This window comes from Shinella zoogloeoides (assembly GCF_033705735.1).
In the GTDB taxonomy this organism is placed as follows: Bacteria; Pseudomonadota; Alphaproteobacteria; order Rhizobiales; family Rhizobiaceae; genus Shinella; species Shinella zoogloeoides_A.
The window spans coordinates 2,885,887-2,902,803 of sequence record NZ_CP131130.1 but is presented as its reverse complement, the minus strand read 5'-3'; the positions used below and the strand labels follow the sequence as shown (position 1 = coordinate 2,902,803).

The following is a 16,917-nucleotide window of genomic DNA, read 5'->3' as shown; positions in this document are numbered from 1 at the left end:
TCCCACATCCGCGGGGCGGCCGCGGTCGCCCCGCATCTTCCCCCTTCCACCTCCAGGCCCGGCGCTCGCCGGGCCGTTTTCGTTTCAGGAGCACATCATGCCGATGTTCACCATCGAGACCGCTTACCGGCTCCCGGCCTACCGGACGCGGACATACGAGGCCGACACGCCCGAGCTGGCTTGCCGGCTCGCCATCGAGGACGACGATCGGGATGGCGATGCGATCGCCTACGAGTCGGCCGGCGAGACCTACGTCACCGGCATCTGGCCCGGACCGGATGCGCCCCTCGCACGGTCATCCATTGCCGTTCCCTCGCAGTTCGCGGAGACGGACGCCCGGAAGATCGCGCAGTTCGAGATCGTTCTCGGCCTGCTGAAGATGCTGGTCGCAGACGTTTGCGCGAATACCGCCACGGAGAGGGACTGGATCTCGCGCGCCTCCTGGGAGGTCGCACGCGGCGAGGCGATCATCGCCGGCGCGCGCGATCCCGACCCTGCCGCCGATCTTCCCGGACGTCGCCATGTCCTGGCATGGCTTGAGGAAGATCGAGTTCGCGATCGCATCGCGACGATCCTCGCAACCGATCCGGACTTCGGCGGCCTGTCGCCCGACGCCGTGACCGACTGCGAGATCAGCTCGGCATGCCTGGCTGTCGTCAGATCGACCGCTCCCGACGACCGGACCGGCACGGCCGAGATCCGCGCGGTGCTCACCGCCCTCGGACCGGCATTGTGGCGCAACACCAAGGGAGGCCGGCCATGATGCACTCGATCTATGCCGATCTCGGCATCACGGTGATCGACACCGACCGGGCGGTCCTGCGGGCGGCGGCGCGAATGCTTCCCGCCTGGGTCCGCCGGGACCGCTGCAAACGCCTTCTGCGCCGCAAGTTCTACCGCGAGATGCTGCGCTGCCACGCCGCGGCCCAAAGCGGCGCGTGGCAGACCTGGCACTGAGCCTTCCCACCATCCCGTCAACCAGACCGGCCGTCGCGCCCGGTGCTTTCCCTATGGAGCTTCCCATGCCCAGATTTGTTGTCCGCAAGGGCCACGATGCCTTTGTCTATTACGAAACCGTCGTCGAGGCCGGCACGCCCGCAGAGGCGCGAAGCGTCGCCGAAAGCGTCCGCTACGATGGCGAATGGATCGCCACCGGCGAGGTGCAGGAGTTCGACGATTATGAAATCGACGAATCCACCGGCGTCCGTCTTCTCGAAAAGGGTGAGACGGTCGAGGCGTTCCTGATCGTCGCCATGACCGCCCACGAGCGCGATGCGGTGCTCGCCGGTCTTCGCACCCTTCAGCTCGCCCTTGTCAACGGGCCGCTCGATCCGGTGTTCCTGGACATCTACAACAACGACGGCGCGCACGCCGGGCTCGATCTCCCCGAGATCGACGCGCTGTGCGAGCGCATCAACGTGTAGGTGGCCGCGATGTACGCCACCTATCTCCGTCTCGCTGTTCCCGTGTGGGAACGCGGCCGCACGGTCGTCGGGGCGGCGCGGCGCAAGCTGTCCCGCTCCGCCCTGCGCGATCCCGACAGGCGGGACGCGCGCAAGCGCTTCTATCGCAAGATGCTGCGCCACCACGCCGAGGCGCAACGCCTCGTCGCGCGCTTCCGCCTCTGACGCCTGCGTCTCCCCGATCGCAATCCCCATCCATCGCCCGGCCATCGCGCCGGGCGTTCTCGTTTCAGGAGCCTGACATGGCCATTCCCGATCACGCCCGCACCAACTTCAACACGCTTCTCCGCGCCGCCGGCGACGGCAATCTCGCACTCATGGAGTGCCTGGATGCCGTCACCGGCGAGCGCCGTTACGTCCTTTGCGCCGTCGGCCGCGCGGAGGACGGCGATTTCGTCATGACGCCCTTCGGCCATCTGGCCGATGGCAATCCCTACGACGCCTACCTGCCGCCCGATCCCGACGATCCGGACGGCTTCATCGCCAGGTCGGGCGAGGGAGCCGCGTCATGATCACCGTCGACGAGATACTGGCGGCGGACCTTCGTTGCCCGCCCTCGCAGCGCTCGCTGCCCTGGCCCGAAACGCGCGATGGCGTCACCGTCGTCGTCGAGCCGAAGCCGCATTGGGCCGCCGACATGACGGCCTTCCGGCTTCAGGATCGGTCCTATTGCTACTACGCCGACTGGACCGAGAACGGCCCGGCCGCGCGCTTCTTCGATCACCCCGAGACCTGCGGCCGCGAGGTGATGGCGAAGGCGCGCGACATGCTGGTGCGGGAGATCGCCGGCGGCCTCTGGCGCCTGTGAGCGAGGGAGAGAAGGGACGGGGCCTGGACGGTTCGGGGCGGTTGAAGAGAGAGCGCCGCCCGGACCTGTCTCCTTCCTCTCTCCGGAGAACCAGGCCATGACCCTTCAAGCCACTGCCCGCCAGACCGCAACGATCGTAGCGGACGATTGCCGCGAAACCTTCCTGCCGACCCTGTTCGGCCTGCGGCTCCTCATCATCGCGGAAAACACCGTCTATCATGTGATGGAGCGGCTCAGCCCCTATGACTATCGCGGGGGCTTCTGGAATTTCTACGAGTATGGGGGCCGCCCGCTGTTCCTCGCCCCCGCGTCGCGATCGCCCATGCGGATCGAAAGCGGGCTCACCGAGTTTCGCGGCGAGGTGTCGGCCGAGGCCGCCGGCATCATCGCGACCCTCTTCGTCCTCTCGAACCTCGCGCTGCGCCACGATTCCGACCATCTGGCGGAAGCCTACCATCGCCTCGCAGCCTATTCGAAGGGACATGCCGAAGCTTCGGCTATCTTCGCGGCGATCGACTGACTTGACCGGGCGCCTCGCCTCACGGCGGGGCGCTCTCGTCGTGTTCGCGATGGCCCGTTCGGCGCGGCGGGGGCGGCCGTCCTACCATTCGCCCTTCTGTCCTTCGGCGGCATAGTCGAAGCGCAAGGTCCACGGCCTGACGGGCCGATGGTCATCCGTCCGCGTCACGCGCAGTCGCGACATCCTCGGCACGACGGTCGGTGCGGTGTCGAAAACGACGGGGATCGTGTAGACCGCCTGCGCCTGCCGGTTCTGGTAGCGGGCCTCCGCGCTGACGATGATCGCGGGCGCGATGTCCCAGAACTCCGACAGGGCGGCGAGGAGAAGCGCGATCGCGATGATGCAGGCACGGAAGGCGGTCGAGGTCGACCAATGCCCCTCTCCGAAATCCGGCAAATCGGACGTGATCGTCGATGCCGCGAACGCCAGGATGATGAGCCAGTAGAATCTCGGCGCACGCGGAAGCAGCCATGTCCTCACGAGCTTAATCCTTCCAATATCGCGGTTGTTTCGGGATTTGCGCAAGCAAACCGGCGCAAAATCCAGCCCGCTCAATTGTAGATCAAAGCCGTCGTCTCAACGAGGTGACGGCCGGAAACCTCCGGCGGCGAACGGCTGCTCTCGGCGATTTCGCGGAAGCTGTGAGAGGAAGAGAGGGGCCGGGACGGATTTGAGCCGGTGCGGTCGAGAGAGAGCGCTGCGCGGCTCGTTTCCGTCCGCTCTCCCGAGGTTCCCCATCATGAACATGATATCCGCAACCGCGGCCGCCGAGGTCGCCGCATCGCTTCCGCCCGTCGCTGCGTCCGCCACGCCCTCGGCGATCGTCGTTGCCGCGCAGATCCTCCTTTCTGACCTCGAACGCGGCCAGCGCGTCGACGCCACCATGCTGCGCGGCGCGATGGAAACCGCCTTCGGCGGCTCCGACACTGCCGGCGCCTGGGACTGGAAGACCGCCTACGAAGCCTGCGAGGTCGCGACCGTCCTCATGCTGCGCAAATACGGAAAGCCGCTTTTCCGCAAGGCCGGCTCCGCCGCCGCGGTCCTGCCGCAGCTTTCCAAGATCGCCGGCCTGATGCCGACGCATACGCGCCGCTCCGAGGAGGCGCAGACCTTCCAGCAGTTCTCCACCCCGATCCCGCTCGGCCTGGCAGCCTCGTTCGCCGCAGCCATCACGCCGGCCGACCGCGTGCTGGAGCCCTCGGCCGGAACCGGGCTTCTCGCCATCCTGGCCGAGATCGCCGGCGGCTCGCTCCTGCTCAACGAGCTGGCCGACACCCGCGCCGATCTTCTCTCCCACCTCTTTCCGGCCCTTGCCGTCACGCGCTTCGACGCGGCCCAGATCGACGATCACCTCGACCGGGCTCTCCTTCCGACCGTCGTTCTCATGAACCCGCCTTTTTCGGTGATGGCGAATGTCGAGGGCCGCATGGCCGACGCCGCCTTCCGCCATGTCGCCTCGGCGCTGGCGCGCCTTGCGCCCGGCGGCCGGCTGGTGGCGATCACCGGGGCGAATTTCGCGCCGGACGCACCGGCCTGGTCCTCGGCCTATGCCCGTCTGCAGGAACGCGGCCGCGTCGTCTTCTCCGCCGCGATCGACGGGTCGGTCTATGCCAAGCACGGCACGACCATCCCGACGCGGCTCACCGTCATCGACAAGCTGCCGGCGGACGATCCGACCGCGTTCCCGACCGCGCCCGGCGTCGCGCCGGACGTCGCCACGCTTCTCGGATGGCTGGCCGAGCATCTCCCGGCCCGCCCGCCGGTCGACCCTTCCATCGCCGTGCCCATGGCCGCGACCGCCGCGCCCCGGACCGTGCGCGCCTATATCAACCGGGCGGCGAAGGCCGCGCCGGCTGTGGCGCATCGCGAGCCGGAGGGCGTTCCGCTCGCCTATGAGACGGTCGACTGGAAGCCTGCCCAGGCCGGTCGCCTGTCGGATGCGATCTATGAGGAATACGGTCTCCAGACCATCCGGATTTCCGGGGCTTGCGCGCATCCCACCCAGCTCGTCCAGTCGACGTCGATGGCGAGCGTCGCCCCGCCGAAGCCGAGCTATCGCCCGATGCTGCCGGCGGACGTGCTCGGCCTGCTGTCGGACGCGCAGCTCGAAACGGTGATCTATGCCGGCGAGGCGCATTCCGACTTCCTCGCCGGCGCATGGACGGTCGACGACACCTTCGACAAGCTGAGCGCCGCGGCCGAGGACGCCAGCGGCGCCGTCCGCCTCCGCCAGGGCTTCATGATCGGCGACGGCACCGGCGTCGGCAAGGGACGCGAGTCGGCCGCGATCATCCTCGACAACTGGCTGCAAGGAAGGCGCAAGGCGGTCTGGATATCGAAGTCCGACAAGCTGATCGAGGACGCGCAGCGCGATTGGGGCGCGCTCGGCATGGAGCGCCTGCTGGTCACGCCGCTGTCGCGGTTCCCGCAGGGCAAGCCGATCACGCTGAACGAGGGCATCCTATTTCTAACCTATGCCACGCTGCGCTCCGACGACCGCGGAGAGAGGGTTTCGCGCGTCCGGCAAATCGTCGAATGGTTTGGCTCCGACGCCGATGGAGTGATCATTTTCGACGAGGCGCACCAGATGCAGAACGCCGCTGGCGGCAAGGGAGAACGCGGTGACGTTGCCGCCTCGCAGCAGGGTCGCGCCGGGCTGCGCCTCCAGCATGCGCTGCCGAACGCGCGCATCGTCTATGTCTCCGCCACCGGCGCGACCACCGTCCACAATCTCGCCTATGCGCAGCGGCTCGGCCTGTGGGGCGGCGAGGATTTCCCCTTCGCCACGCGCGCGGAGTTCGTCGAGGCGATCGAGGCCGGCGGCGTGGCGGCGATGGAGGTGCTTGCCCGCGACCTGCGCGCCCTCGGCCTCTACACCGCCCGCTCGCTCTCCTTCGCCGGCGTCGAATACGAGCTGGTCGAGCATGAGCTGACGCCCCAGCAGGTCCGCATCTACGACGCCTATGCCGCCGCCTTCGCCATCATCCATAACAATCTGGATGCGGCGATGCAGGCCGCCAACATCACCGGCGGCGGCGAAGGCGGCTCCGGCACGCTGAACAGGCAGGCGAAATCCGCCGCCCGCTCGGCCTTCGAAAGCGCCAAGCAGCGCTTCTTTGGCCATTTGTTATGCAGCATGAAAGCGCCGACCCTGCTGCGCTCGATCGCCGCCGATCTGGAGGCGGGCCATTCGGCCGTCATCCAGATCGTCTCGACCGGCGAGGCGCTGATGGAACGGCGGCTGGCGGAGCTGCCGACCGAGGAGTGGAACGACGTCCGCGTCGACATCACGCCGCGCGAATACGTCCTCGACTATCTCGCCCATTCCTTCCCGGTCCAGCTCTACGAGCCGTTCACGGACTCGGAGGGCAATCTGTCGTCGCGCCCGGTCTATCGCGACGGCCTGCCGGTCGAAAGCCGCGAGGCCGTCGCCCGACGCGACGCGCTGATCGCCAAGCTCGCCAGCCTGCCGCCGGTTCCCGGCGCGCTCGACCAGCTCGTCCAGCATTTCGGGACGGACATGGTTGCCGAGGTGACGGGCCGCTCGCGGCGCATCGTGCGCAAGCCCGGCGGCAGCGTCACCGTCGACCGTCTCGTCGTCGAGACGCGCGCAGGCGCCGCCAATCTCGCCGAGACACAGGCGTTCATGGACGATCAGAAGCGCGTGCTCGTCTTCTCCGACGCCGGCGGCACCGGCCGCAGCTACCATGCGGAGAAGTCGGCGAAGAACACGCGGCTGCGCGTCCACTATCTGCTCGAGGCGGGCTGGAAGGCGGACACCGCCATTCAGGGCCTCGGCCGGACGCACCGCACCAATCAGGCACAACCGCCGCTCTTCCGGCCGATCTCGACGAATGTGAAGGCGGAGAAGCGCTTCCTGAGCACGATCGCACGCCGCCTCGACACGCTGGGCGCGATCACGCGCGGCCAGCGCCAGACCGGCGGCCAGGGCCTGTTCCGGCCCGAGGACAATCTGGAGAGCCCCTACGCCCGCGACGCGCTGCGTCAGCTTTATTTCCTGCTGGTGCGCGGCAAGGTCGAGGGATGCTCGCTCGACCGCTTCGAGCAGGCCACCGGGCTGAAGCTGATGGACTCGAACGGCCTCAAGGACGAGCTGCCGCCGATCACGACCTTCCTGAACAGGCTGCTGGCGCTGACGATCGAGCTTCAAGGCGTGCTGTTCACCGCCTTTGAAGGGCTGCTGACGGCCCGCATCGAAGGTGCCATCGCGTCCGGCACCTATGACGCCGGGCTGGAGACCCTGCGCGCCGAAAGCTTCGTCGTCGTCGATCGCCAGACGATCTACACCCACCCCCGCACCGGCGCGGAAACCAGCCTGCTCACGATCAACGAACGCAGGCGCAACCGGCCGGTGACGCTCGACGCAGCTCTTGCCGAACTTGCCGATCCGCGCGCGAAGCTGCTCGTCAACGAGCGCTCCGGCCGGGCCGCCGTGCAGATACCAGCGAGCAGCGTCATGCTCGACGACGGCGAGATCGACCGCCGTGTCCGCCTGATCCGCCCGACCGAGGCGCACAACATCCCGATCCGCCTCATGGGCGGGACGCACTGGGCCGAAGCCGACCGGGATGCCTTCGCATCGGCCTGGGAAGCCGAGATCGCCGAGGTGCCGGAGTTCACCGATGCGAGGCTTCACATGGTTACGGGCTTGCTGTTGCCGATCTGGAAGCGCCTGCCCAACGACTCGACGCGCGTCTATCGGCTCCAGACGGACGATGGCGAGCGCATCATCGGCCGGCAGGTCTCTCCGGCCTGGGCCGCAACCGCGACCACGACCGGCGCCGCGTCGATCGCGCCCGACGACGCCTTCGCCGCCTTGATGGACGGCCGCACCATCCTCGACCTCGCCGAGGGCCTTCAGCTTCGCCGGGTGCGCGTCATGGGCGCGAACCGCATCGAACTGTCGGGCTTCGACGACACGATGCGCGAGCGCCTGACGGCTTACGGGCTGTTCCACGAGATCATCTCGTGGAAGCTGCGCATGTTCGTGCCGAGCGACGCCAGCGGCCCGGACGTGCTTGCCAGGGTGCTCGATCGCTGGCCGGTCGAGCGCATCGGCGAGCGGGAGGCGGCGTGATGCCCCGTCCCGACGCCTCCGAGCTGGCGATCCGCCTCGGCCATCACGCCGAAGCGGTTTGCCGCGAATACCTGTCGTCCGGCCGGCGCGCCGGACGGTACTGGCAGGTCGGCGATGCGCGCAACAGCCCCGGACGCTCGATGTTCGTGCGCCTGACCGGGCCGGAAACCGGCAAGGGCGCGGCAGGCAAATGGACCGACGCATCGACCGGGGAGCATGGCGATCTCCTCGACGTCATCCGCGAGGCGCTCGGCCTCGTCGACTTCAAGGACGTAGCCGAGGAAGCGCGCCGGTTCCTCTCGCTCCCGCATCCCGAGCCTGCGACGACGGGGGCACCGACCGGCAGGACCTCCAGCCCCGCGCCGTCGGGGTCGCCGGAAGCCTCGCGCCGGCTTTTCGCGATGTCGCAGCCGATCGGCGGCACGCTTGCGGAAATCTACCTCAACGGGCGGGCGATCACGTCCCTCTCCGGCGTCGCCGCGCTGCGCTACCATGGGCGGTGCTACTATAAACCGGATGCGCATTCGCCCACCGAGATCTGGCCGGCGATCGTCGCGTCCGTCACCGACCTCGACGGCAAGCAGACCGGCGCGCACCGCACCTGGCTTTCACCGGACGGTTCGGGCAAGGCGCCCGTCGATTCACCGCGGCGGGCGATGGGCGATCTTCTCGGGCACGGTGTCCGCTTCGGCGCCGCCGGTGAGGTGCTGGCGGCCGGCGAAGGCATCGAGACCGTGCTATCGCCCCGTCAGGTCCTGCCCCACATGCCAATGATGGCGGCGCTTTCGGCCGCACACCTCGCCGCCATCCTGTTCCCACTGAGCCTGCGCAGGCTCTATGTCCTCCGGGATCGCGATCCGGCAGGGGACGGTGCGCGAGACAGCCTGGTCGCCAGAGCAACGAGCCTCGGGATCGAGGCGATTTCCCTGTCGCCGAAGCTTGAGGACTTCAACGATGATCTGCGCTGGCGCGGCGTCGACGCCCTCCGGGCGACCCTGTTGGAGCAGGTTCATCCCGATGACGTCCGCCGTTTCGTGGAGGGCTGAGGCGATCGGCAGGGGATGCGGTGTGGATCAGGCGTCTCCACTTGCCGTCTCCCTTCATCATCGCAAGCGACCTTTGCTGTCGGAGAGCCCACGCCCACGGCCTTCTGAGAGGGCGATCGGCCCACAAACGGCCCGGCCGGGCAATGGCGCGGCGCGCGGCTATTTTCCGCCGGCGGGGCGAGCCCCGCCTTTGCAGCGCGAAACAAAATAGCCGGGCTTGGCCATCGAGGCCCTCGCGAGAGGCGAGGGCTGCCAGTCCGGTCCGCCTGTGGGCGTCGACGCCTGCGAAGGCCGCGATGGGCGCGGTCTCCAGACAAGGACGCTCACGATGACGAACGAAGACGAAAACGCAGGTTACGAGCCGATCCACACCGCATCCCCCACCGATCATGTCCTCAACGAACTCCAGCTCTACGGCTGGCGGCCATATCAGGACGAACCAGATCCGAGGCCGCTTCCGGAGGGCAATGCCGTCGCCGCAGCCGTCGCAGATATCTTCGATGCCCTCGTCGCGACCCTCGGCGACACCCGCCTCGAACCCGATCTCGAAGAGCTGCTCTGGGGAGCCGTCAATCTCTTCCACCGCGCCACCGGCCGGGTGGAGCGCGAGCTGGACGACAACGAGCGGGCGCAGCGCCGGTTTCAGACGGAACAGGACGGCAGCGAGGTGAAGTCGGTCGAACTCGAACGCCTCACGGCAGAGGGCCAGACCATGATCGAACGGCGCAACAGCATGGAACTCTTCCGCGATGTCGCCGCCGAAGCCTTCGAGCACCACACCGGCAGCGCCTGGAGGCCCCGCACCGGCTCGAAGGTCAGCCATCGCAATCTGACCGCCGCGATGATCGACTCCAGAGACTACCTTGCCGCGAAGCGCCGGGCTGAGAAGGAGGTGCTGCTGCCCGCCGGTCCGAAAGTTGCCGTCTCGGGCGGAACCGACTTCAACGATCATACCCTGATCTGGGCGAAACTCGATCAGGTTCGTGCGAAGCACGCCGACATGGTGCTCATCCACGGCGGCGCGAAGACGGGCGCGGAACGCATCGCCGCCCGCTGGGCAGCCAGCCGCAAGGTGCCGCAGATCGCCTTCGAGCCCGACTTCCAGAAGTATCCGGCAAAGCAGGCTCCCTACAAGCGTAACGACACGATGCTGGAAGTCCTGCCGGTCGGCGTCCTCGTCTTCGGCGGCGGCGGCATTCAGGGAAACCTCGCGGACAAGGCCCGCAAGCTCGGCATCCCGACCATGCAGTTCGAGGGCGGCGCGTAAAGCGCCGCCTTCCGGCAACCCTTCACCGGCCGAATACTTGACTACGGGAGATGATGATGGCTTTGATTGAACATCCTTGCAGAACCGGCACAGCAGCATAGTCGCAGGCGGAGCGTATTCACCGGAAGCCTGTCGTGATCCTCAACCGTTCATGCGGAGGCTTCCATGTCGCTGATCCTGCTCGCTATCTCCCTGACCATCATGCTCTGCATCATCGCCTATAATCTCGCGATCTATGCACTGCCCTTCATGGTCGGCCTCACGGCCGCACAATATGCCTGGGCCGCCGGCGCGGGCCTGTTCATGACCGGCTTCGCCGCCATCGCCGCCGCCCTGGGGGCGATCGCGCTGGTGATCGGCGTTCTCGGCTTCGCGAAGAACCCGGCCCTGCGCCTGATCGCACTCGCGATCTTCGCAGTTCCCGCCGCCATTGCCGGCTATGCCCTTGTCCACGGCGTTACGAAGAATGCGGTCGACTCTGCGATCGTGCTCAATCTGCTCGGCGGCACGGGCGGCCTGTTCATCGGCATCGCCGCCATGGTCAATCTCAATGCCCTCGGCGTCTCGGTCTTCTCGCGCTGATCCGGCATCGCGATCCGCCGCTCCCAGGACAAACTGAGGCGGCTTGCGCCGCCCGCCCTTCGGCCTCCCGCTCAGAACGCGATGCAGCGTCGGCGCCGGTCGGCCCATGCGCCCGCTTCGGGTCTGCTTCGCCCGGTCAGGAGCGGCCGATCATCGGCATGAGCCCGCAGGCCGCGAGCGTCTTTCGCCCGCTGGCCAACTCCCCTCGTGTCGTGAAGGCTGGCCGCGACCACCTTCATTTCCGCCTCGCCACGATGCTAATGGACCGCACTGCCGGCCGTCGAACCGGGGGACGCAGCGCCGTTCCGTGCCTTCAGCACCCGTCAGCCCTCTTCATTGCCTTCCCGGAGGCCCATGCCCTCCGAGCAGCGAGACGCGGGTGGCCGGAAGCGGATGATGGAGGTGTCGTCCCGGCGGCGCGGAATCATCGGGCCTGACGTTTCGCTGTTGCCGGCGAGAATGGCGATGGTCTGCCGTGCGTCTGATCCCGTGTGCGTTCAGAGGCACCAATCCCTCCGACTGACTGATCCCCTAAGACCGTTCGGTTTCCGGCCGCAACCCACGCGGCTCCGGACCGTGTTGCCGCGCAAGCGCGGCTGCCCGCCCCACTCCGGGCCTTATGGGCGAGCTGCCCGCGAGCGTGCAGTTGCAGGCGTCTCCCGCCGGCCTTGGCCGGGTCTCGTCGGAGGGATGGTCCCTCGGAGAAGCAACGGAGACTTACAATGCAGAACATCGTCATTCTCGCCGGTAACATCGGTCAGGACCCCGAAACCCGCACCACCCAGGGCGGCACCCGGATCACCCACTTCACGTTGGCCACCTCGCGCCCCCGCTACTCTGAAGGCAAGGTTGTCCGGGACGAGAAGGGCTACCGGGTTCAAGACACCGAATGGCACCGGATCACTGCCTTCAACGGCCTCGGCAAGACGGTCCAGGACTATTGCAAGAGCGGTATGAAGGTGCTGGTTCGCGGCCGCATCCACTACACGAAGTGGAAGGACCAGGAAGGCAACGACCGCTACGGATGCGAGATCATCGCCGAGACGGTCGATTTCCTGAGCCGGGCAAAGCAGACCGAAAATGAGCGGGGCGGACAGACCGACTACGACGACGACATCCCGTTTTGAGCGGGAGGCCCAAGGCCCGGCGGCGCAAGCCGCCGGGTTTCTCCATGTTCGCGACCGATCGCGCCGCCGGAAGATTTACCGGCCCGAACCGCCCCGCGCTGCGGCGCGACGGTCCGAGGTCTTCGCCGGGGCATCGGGCAGGTCCAAAAACCGGCATCCACTTTTTGGCCCGATGCTCCCCTGATGAAAGGGGGGCGGAGCCGCCCCTCTCAAACTCACCCCGAAGGGTCAGGGCAAAGCCCCGCCCCCTCCAGCTCCCCCACCCATGAAGGGGGTGCGACACCCCCTCCAAACCACCCCGGCCCATACGGACGCGGCCCTGTCGGGGCCGCGGGCTATCTCTCTCTGACTGCGCATTGTACGCCAGCCCATCCGGCCTCAAGGACTGCGCGGCCCCTCCAATTTTCGACTCCGTTCCTTGCTAGGCCCGGATCAGAAAATCGGTTCCTCCGCTTGCCGCACGGCGGCCGCGTTCCGCGTTCCCTGACCCCTCTGTGCTGAGGCGTGGACACCTTTCGTCAGAAACGAAAGGAGACTTAGAATGTCCAAGCTCGATTTCCTCGACTTCCATGCGAAGTTCATCGCCTTCGGAAATCAGGTTCGTGCGAACCGCGCCGAGTGCGACACGCGCTTTGCCGAGGTCGTCCATGACCGGCTCGCCGATGCGCTCGAGCAGCTTGCCGGGTTCTGCCGGGAAGGCCATCGGGCGGAAGCGTTGCTTCGGACCGAAACCGATCCGGCCGCGCGCGAGGCCCTGGAAATGACCATCGACTTCTGCGTCGGCGATCTCGAAACCAGCGGCGGCGGCTTCTATCCCTGGCATCTCCTGGATTGCATCGATCCGGAGATAGACTGGGGCGGCTACAGAGATCCGGTCGCGGAAATGTGGTGCCCTCGTCCGATCCCGGAGAGCTTCACGGTCAGCGACGAGCACCTGTGCGGCCTCGGCGGGATCATCCGGCGGATCGCGGCCGATACCGGCATCCGCTTCACCACCTATCTCTACTACGACTGCATCGGGCCGGACGGGGCGGCGGGCATCGAACCCGCGATCTACGAGACCCCGATCAGAAACGACAGATACCGATAGTGCCGGAGAGGCGGCGGGCGGCGGCAACCGCCTGCCGCCTTTGCGACGTCCTGGCTGCAAAGCCGAGCGGATCGACCGCTCGACCTTGCTCATGAAAGGGGGCAAGCCACCCCTCTCAAACTCACCCCGGAAGGGGCAGGGCAGAGCCCCGCCCCCTCCAGCTCCCCCACCCATGAAGGGGGTGAAACACCCCCTCCAAACCACCCCGGCCCATACGGACGCGGCCCCTGTCGGGGCCGCGGGCTATCTCTCTCTGACTACGCATTGTACGCCAGCCCATCCGGCGTCAAGGACTGCGCGGCCCCTCCAATTTTCCTCCGCCGGCCAGAGGCCGACTCCACAAAATCGGTTCCTCCGCTTGCCGCACGGCGGCCGCGTTCCGCGGTCCCTGACCCCTCTGTGCTTGAGGCGTGGACACCTTTCGTCAGAAACGAAAGGAGACTTGATATGTCTGATTTCCACTATGTCGAACTCTATGCGAAGTTCGCAGGCTTCCGAATCATGGTGCTTGCCAACCGGCTTGCCTGCGACGACGATTTCAGCCGCGGCGCTCACGACAGGCTGGTGGCCAAGCTCGACCAGCTCATCGACCTGGCGCGCGGGACGCTCGCCGCTCAGCATGCGCTGGCGCTGAACCCCGATGGCCCCGATGCAGACGATCTCGGCGAGCAGATCTGGGGCGCCGGGCAGGACCTCACCTACAACTGGCGCGAACCGGACGGCATCGATCTTCTTCATTGCGAGGTTCACGTTGATTGGGCCACGAAGGAATACTATGACAGCCGCACCGGGACGTGGCGCTTCCTCGACGGCTTCCCTCCGCCGCGCGTCGAAGTCGGTGACGACCGACTGAACGGCCTTTGCGCCATCCTGCGCCAGATCGCCGCCGAGACCGGCATCCGGTTCAATACCTACACCACCGATCCGGCCTTCGAGGACGAAGAGCAGGACGGATGACGTCATCAGGCGACAGGCGGCTTCGGCCGCCTGTCGCCTTTCCGTTGAGCCGGGAGCCAAGGCCGCCGGTTCGACCGGCCGCCTTTGCTTGCGAAAAGAGGGCGTTGCCCCCTCTCGCGCTCTCCCCATGAAGGAAGGGCAAGCCCCTCCTTCAAACATCCTCCCATGGGGAAAGGGGACGGTTCCCTCCTCCCTTTCCCCAAACCCCTTTCCCTCTCCCGGAAGCCGCTTTCCGCTGCGCCCTGAGCGGACTACCTCCGCGCAGGGGAACGCAGCCCTGGCATTGATCATTCGCCGCGATGGCGCGAATCCGCCCGGCAGAACGGCGGGTGCGCAGCTTCGTTGCCGACGCCGGACCGAGTGAGGCGCCCGATCACCCGTCGCGTGCTCGGCCTGGCGGTGGCATCAGGAAGGCGTTCGAGGCTCGCGGTCGGACGCCACCCTGCTCTTGAATGCTCCACTCTGGTTTCGCCATGCCCTTCCACGATCAACCCGTGAAGGGTCCGCTACGCAATGCGTGCGGCCTTTGCCGGCGCAGCCTGCAAGGTGATCGCGGCCATGCCGAAACATTTCGGGAGCCTGTCGAGCGGAGATGGTCCCGCTCCCGCACAGGAGCCGAGAAATGTCCCTTCCAGATGCAAACGCCTACGCCTTCAGCCTCGCCTCTACCCTGATGGTCTCCATCGTCATCTTCCGGGCCGGGGATGGCACGATGGCCGTGATGCCCTTCGCCGAATATGACGGCGACGAGGATGCGATCGTCGGGGAGATCGACCCGTTCGCCTGATCCGGCCAGGGGGCGCTCGCCCTCTTTCCGGCTCGCCGACGGGAAGGCACCACATACCGGGCGAGCGTGGCGCACGGCGACCGAATCAGTTCGGCCTAACCTATAGAGAACCCGTGAATTTCACTCGATTACCGCTGGCTCTTTTTGCCAAGAGCGACTAAATTAGTCGTAGTTCTGGCGTGCGCATTCGTGGCTGTAGGAGGTGATCATGCATGATCACCGCCCGACAGTCGCGGGCCGCGCGCGCGTTGCTTGGATGGACGCAGGAGACGCTCGCTGACAAGGCCCAGGTTTCCCTGACCGCGCTGAAGCGCCTTGAGTCCGAGAGCGGCCTCAAGGTCTACGAAAGCACGCGGGATCAGGTGCGCCGGGCTCTCGAAAACAACGGCATCATGTTTCTGAGCACCGATCAGGGTGAGGGCTTGATGCTTGTTCGGCCGAAACAACAGCACCGCAAAGAATACTGATGCCGCTATTTCCTTCTGAAGCAAACCTTCCTTTGTCATTCTGCCATGCCGGGCTGGCACATTGGCGGCGCGCTGGAGCGCAATCCCAGGGGACAAGCCATGATCGGACCCTGCCGTGACCGACAACGCCTTTCTCGATGCACCGCCGGATTGCCCGGAACTGACACCCTACGACCGCAAGAACATGAAGCGCTACTTCCGCCTGCACGACTCGGCTGCGGACGGCGCGTGCTGGCGGGAGGCGGTCTCGATCCTGTTCGGCCTCGACGCGGACAGCGAGCCTGAACGCGCGCGGCACGTCTACGACACCCACCTGGCGCGGGCGCGCTGGCTGACCGAGCAGGGCTATCGCCATCTCGTGCGCGAAGGATACCGGAAATAAGCGATCACCGTGATGCCTGCGCGGCAACATCCGTTGCCAGCGATCGGGCTTCCGCGAGCAAGCGGCAATTGTAATCATCACTCCTCTGCACGCCCTAATTCTACGACTGCGAGGAGGAGGCGATGAAACCCGACATATCGCAGTGGCGATCTTCCTCCACCTACGACTTCCTGGACGATATCGACTCCCCTGACATCGCCTGGGAGTGGCTTCGCCGCAATGCGAAATATCAGGGCGACTACCGGGCCGTGGCGGACGCGGCGGTCGACGATACGCCTGCCACCGTAGACCTGATCAACAACTGGGGGCTTTGCTTTCCCCGTCCGGCCCGGCCTCTCGGCCGTAGAAACGCCGGTATTCTGGCTGCCCGGCCACGACACCGGCGCTCTCGTCCTCGCCGCCACGCCGCCAATCCTTTCCGGCGGACTTGATCTCTCGGCCGCGCTCGGGTCGGCCGAGGCCAGAGCGAGCGACGACGGCGAATATTTCCGGTACGACCTCGGCGGCGGCCGCTACCTCAATCTCGTACGCCTTTCCGGCGCTGACGCCGGCGGACCGCTCTCGATCGTCATTCCGATCGATACGGACGGGCTCGACCGCGCCGATGCCGTCCAACGCCTGTTCAGCCGGCTGTTGCGGCGGCGCGTGCCGGAGGACCGGCGTCTGACCCGCCAGCAACGCCGGCGGGCGCGGCACATGCTCCAGGCTGTCGATGGCCGCATGAACGGCGCTACCTACCGCGAGATCGCGGGCGTCATCTACGGACAGGCCCGGATCGCCGACGAGCCCTGGAAGACGTCGGCCCTGCGCGATGCCGTCATGGATCTCGTCAAGGACGCCTTCTCCATGATCGAGGGCGGCTATCTCAGCCTCCTGCGCCGGCGCCGGCGCAAATAATCCGGCGTCGGGCCAGGGGGTGCGATTTTAGCATCGCCATCTTCGCACTCCCCCCTGCCGTTGCTTCTTCGCCACCGTGGCCTTCGACCGCCGCTGACCATCAGCGGCCTCGCGAACCCCACGGAGGCCCGATCATGACGCCCGACATTTCCGACCTGCCGCCACGCTATCTTCGCACGCCCGAGGCCGCGCTATACCTCGGCCTGTCTGGCCGGACCCTCGAAAAGCATCGCACCTACGGCACCGGCCCGGCCTATCGCAAGCTCGGCGGCCGCGTCGTCTACGCGATCGACGACCTCAAAGCCTGGGCCGAGCGGGGCGCTGTCACCTCGACCGCCGATCCACGCGGCTCGGTCTTGCCCGCCAAGCGCCACGCTTCCCTGGTGTCGCCCGCCTACAACGGCGTGCGGCGGCATCGCTGAGGCG

21 protein-coding genes are annotated in these 16,917 nt (G+C 66.9%); 20 read left to right on the top strand and 1 reads right to left on the bottom strand.

Annotation, left to right across the window (positions count from 1 at the left end; all coding sequences use genetic code 11):
* Window positions 1-97 precede the first annotated feature (97 nt).
* From ShzoTeo12_RS14405 to ShzoTeo12_RS14375, 7 genes are all read left to right on the top strand, one after another.
* Window positions 98-763 (top strand): hypothetical protein, encoded by a 666-nt coding sequence (locus tag ShzoTeo12_RS14405; RefSeq protein ID WP_024897973.1) that lies wholly within the window; start codon window positions 98-100, stop codon window positions 761-763.
* Window positions 760-957 (top strand): hypothetical protein, encoded by a 198-nt coding sequence (locus ShzoTeo12_RS14400; protein ID WP_003497264.1) that lies wholly within the window; start codon window positions 760-762, stop codon window positions 955-957. The genes ShzoTeo12_RS14405 and ShzoTeo12_RS14400 overlap by 4 nt, the downstream gene beginning before the upstream one ends.
* Window positions 958-1,022: 65 nt before the next feature.
* A complete protein-coding gene (locus ShzoTeo12_RS14395; protein ID WP_024897975.1) occupies window positions 1,023-1,424 on the top strand; it encodes a hypothetical protein in 402 nt (133 codons plus the stop codon).
* A gap of 9 nt (window positions 1,425-1,433) precedes the next feature.
* The gene (locus ShzoTeo12_RS14390; protein ID WP_024897976.1) at window positions 1,434-1,628 is read left to right on the top strand and encodes a hypothetical protein; all 195 of its coding nucleotides are present in this window, start codon (window positions 1,434-1,436) and stop codon (window positions 1,626-1,628) included.
* A 77-nt stretch (window positions 1,629-1,705) separates the two neighbouring features.
* A complete protein-coding gene (locus ShzoTeo12_RS14385; protein ID WP_003497260.1) occupies window positions 1,706-1,975 on the top strand; it encodes a DUF6117 family protein in 270 nt (89 codons plus the stop codon).
* Window positions 1,972-2,271, top strand: coding sequence for a hypothetical protein (locus tag ShzoTeo12_RS14380; protein ID WP_003497258.1), 300 nt, complete (start codon window positions 1,972-1,974; stop codon window positions 2,269-2,271). The genes ShzoTeo12_RS14385 and ShzoTeo12_RS14380 overlap by 4 nt, the downstream gene beginning before the upstream one ends.
* 97 nt (window positions 2,272-2,368) lie before the next feature.
* Window positions 2,369-2,791, top strand: coding sequence for an antirestriction protein (locus ShzoTeo12_RS14375; protein ID WP_003497256.1), 423 nt, complete (start codon window positions 2,369-2,371; stop codon window positions 2,789-2,791).
* A gap of 81 nt (window positions 2,792-2,872) precedes the next feature.
* On the opposite strand, the gene ShzoTeo12_RS14370 is transcribed toward ShzoTeo12_RS14375, so the two are convergent.
* On the bottom strand, window positions 2,873-3,271 hold the full coding sequence (locus ShzoTeo12_RS14370) for a hypothetical protein (protein WP_003497254.1): 399 nt from the start codon (window positions 3,269-3,271) through the stop codon (window positions 2,873-2,875).
* Window positions 3,272-3,530: 259 nt separating this feature from the next.
* Between ShzoTeo12_RS14370 and ShzoTeo12_RS14365 the strand changes: the two genes are divergently transcribed.
* From ShzoTeo12_RS14365 to ShzoTeo12_RS14305, 13 genes are all read left to right on the top strand, one after another.
* Window positions 3,531-7,889 (top strand): strawberry notch family protein, encoded by a 4,359-nt coding sequence (locus ShzoTeo12_RS14365; RefSeq protein ID WP_003497253.1) that lies wholly within the window; start codon window positions 3,531-3,533, stop codon window positions 7,887-7,889.
* On the top strand, window positions 7,889-8,935 hold the full coding sequence (locus tag ShzoTeo12_RS14360) for a toprim domain-containing protein (protein WP_003497251.1): 1,047 nt from the start codon (window positions 7,889-7,891) through the stop codon (window positions 8,933-8,935). Before ShzoTeo12_RS14365 ends, ShzoTeo12_RS14360 begins: the two co-directional genes overlap by 1 nt.
* Window positions 8,936-9,263: 328 nt before the next feature.
* The gene (locus tag ShzoTeo12_RS14355) at window positions 9,264-10,202 is read left to right on the top strand and encodes a DUF2493 domain-containing protein (RefSeq protein ID WP_024897978.1); all 939 of its coding nucleotides are present in this window, start codon (window positions 9,264-9,266) and stop codon (window positions 10,200-10,202) included.
* A gap of 165 nt (window positions 10,203-10,367) precedes the next feature.
* Window positions 10,368-10,784: a hypothetical protein gene (locus ShzoTeo12_RS14350; protein ID WP_003497248.1), complete on the top strand. Its 417-nt coding sequence runs from the start codon at window positions 10,368-10,370 to the stop codon at window positions 10,782-10,784.
* Between the two features lie 722 nt (window positions 10,785-11,506).
* Window positions 11,507-11,911 (top strand): single-stranded DNA-binding protein, encoded by a 405-nt coding sequence (locus tag ShzoTeo12_RS14345; RefSeq protein ID WP_003497247.1) that lies wholly within the window; start codon window positions 11,507-11,509, stop codon window positions 11,909-11,911.
* Between the two features lie 541 nt (window positions 11,912-12,452).
* Window positions 12,453-13,001, top strand: a complete 549-nt coding sequence (locus tag ShzoTeo12_RS14340; RefSeq protein ID WP_035242850.1) for a hypothetical protein — start codon at window positions 12,453-12,455, stop codon at window positions 12,999-13,001.
* 447 nt (window positions 13,002-13,448) lie between these two features.
* Window positions 13,449-13,958, top strand: a complete 510-nt coding sequence (locus ShzoTeo12_RS14335) for a hypothetical protein (protein ID WP_003500079.1) — start codon at window positions 13,449-13,451, stop codon at window positions 13,956-13,958.
* Window positions 13,959-14,580: 622 nt separating this feature from the next.
* On the top strand, window positions 14,581-14,745 hold the full coding sequence (locus ShzoTeo12_RS14330; protein WP_167666299.1) for a hypothetical protein: 165 nt from the start codon (window positions 14,581-14,583) through the stop codon (window positions 14,743-14,745).
* A gap of 212 nt (window positions 14,746-14,957) precedes the next feature.
* Window positions 14,958-15,212, top strand: a complete 255-nt coding sequence (locus ShzoTeo12_RS14325; protein WP_003500086.1) for a helix-turn-helix domain-containing protein — start codon at window positions 14,958-14,960, stop codon at window positions 15,210-15,212.
* A gap of 115 nt (window positions 15,213-15,327) precedes the next feature.
* Complete coding sequence (locus ShzoTeo12_RS14320; RefSeq protein ID WP_003500087.1) at window positions 15,328-15,594, top strand: DNA -binding domain-containing protein; 267 nt, start codon at window positions 15,328-15,330, stop codon at window positions 15,592-15,594.
* Between the two features lie 122 nt (window positions 15,595-15,716).
* Entirely contained in the window at window positions 15,717-16,025 is a 309-nt protein-coding gene (locus ShzoTeo12_RS14315) for a transcriptional regulator domain-containing protein (RefSeq protein ID WP_174005926.1), read from the top strand.
* Window positions 15,958-16,491 (top strand): DUF2285 domain-containing protein, encoded by a 534-nt coding sequence (locus ShzoTeo12_RS14310; protein ID WP_107327474.1) that lies wholly within the window; start codon window positions 15,958-15,960, stop codon window positions 16,489-16,491. Before ShzoTeo12_RS14315 ends, ShzoTeo12_RS14310 begins: the two co-directional genes overlap by 68 nt.
* A gap of 134 nt (window positions 16,492-16,625) precedes the next feature.
* Entirely contained in the window at window positions 16,626-16,913 is a 288-nt protein-coding gene (locus ShzoTeo12_RS14305) for a helix-turn-helix transcriptional regulator (RefSeq protein ID WP_003500089.1), read from the top strand.
* Window positions 16,914-16,917: the final 4 nt, after the last annotated feature.

Bases quoted from the DNA above. Each gene is read 5' to 3' on its own strand.
- ShzoTeo12_RS14405 (WP_024897973.1), top strand. From the start codon at position 98: ATGCCGATGTTCACCATCGAGACCGCTTACCGGCTCCCGGCCTACCGG.
- ShzoTeo12_RS14375 (WP_003497256.1), top strand. From the start codon at position 2,369: ATGACCCTTCAAGCCACTGCCCGCCAGACCGCAACGATCGTAGCGGAC.
- ShzoTeo12_RS14350 (WP_003497248.1), top strand. From the start codon at position 10,368: ATGTCGCTGATCCTGCTCGCTATCTCCCTGACCATCATGCTCTGCATC.
- ShzoTeo12_RS14335 (WP_003500079.1), top strand. From the start codon at position 13,449: ATGTCTGATTTCCACTATGTCGAACTCTATGCGAAGTTCGCAGGCTTC.
- ShzoTeo12_RS14305 (WP_003500089.1), top strand. From the start codon at position 16,626: ATGACGCCCGACATTTCCGACCTGCCGCCACGCTATCTTCGCACGCCC.
- ShzoTeo12_RS14390 (WP_024897976.1), top strand. From the start codon at position 1,434: ATGTACGCCACCTATCTCCGTCTCGCTGTTCCCGTGTGGGAACGCGGC.
- ShzoTeo12_RS14400 (WP_003497264.1), top strand. From the start codon at position 760: ATGATGCACTCGATCTATGCCGATCTCGGCATCACGGTGATCGACACC.
- ShzoTeo12_RS14385 (WP_003497260.1), top strand. From the start codon at position 1,706: ATGGCCATTCCCGATCACGCCCGCACCAACTTCAACACGCTTCTCCGC.
- ShzoTeo12_RS14340 (WP_035242850.1), top strand. From the start codon at position 12,453: ATGTCCAAGCTCGATTTCCTCGACTTCCATGCGAAGTTCATCGCCTTC.
- ShzoTeo12_RS14365 (WP_003497253.1), top strand. From the start codon at position 3,531: ATGAACATGATATCCGCAACCGCGGCCGCCGAGGTCGCCGCATCGCTT.
- ShzoTeo12_RS14315 (WP_174005926.1), top strand. From the start codon at position 15,717: ATGAAACCCGACATATCGCAGTGGCGATCTTCCTCCACCTACGACTTC.
- ShzoTeo12_RS14330 (WP_167666299.1), top strand. From the start codon at position 14,581: ATGTCCCTTCCAGATGCAAACGCCTACGCCTTCAGCCTCGCCTCTACC.
- ShzoTeo12_RS14380 (WP_003497258.1), top strand. From the start codon at position 1,972: ATGATCACCGTCGACGAGATACTGGCGGCGGACCTTCGTTGCCCGCCC.
- ShzoTeo12_RS14395 (WP_024897975.1), top strand. From the start codon at position 1,023: ATGCCCAGATTTGTTGTCCGCAAGGGCCACGATGCCTTTGTCTATTAC.
- ShzoTeo12_RS14360 (WP_003497251.1), top strand. From the start codon at position 7,889: ATGCCCCGTCCCGACGCCTCCGAGCTGGCGATCCGCCTCGGCCATCAC.
- ShzoTeo12_RS14355 (WP_024897978.1), top strand. From the start codon at position 9,264: ATGACGAACGAAGACGAAAACGCAGGTTACGAGCCGATCCACACCGCA.
- ShzoTeo12_RS14325 (WP_003500086.1), top strand. From the start codon at position 14,958: ATGATCACCGCCCGACAGTCGCGGGCCGCGCGCGCGTTGCTTGGATGG.
- ShzoTeo12_RS14345 (WP_003497247.1), top strand. From the start codon at position 11,507: ATGCAGAACATCGTCATTCTCGCCGGTAACATCGGTCAGGACCCCGAA.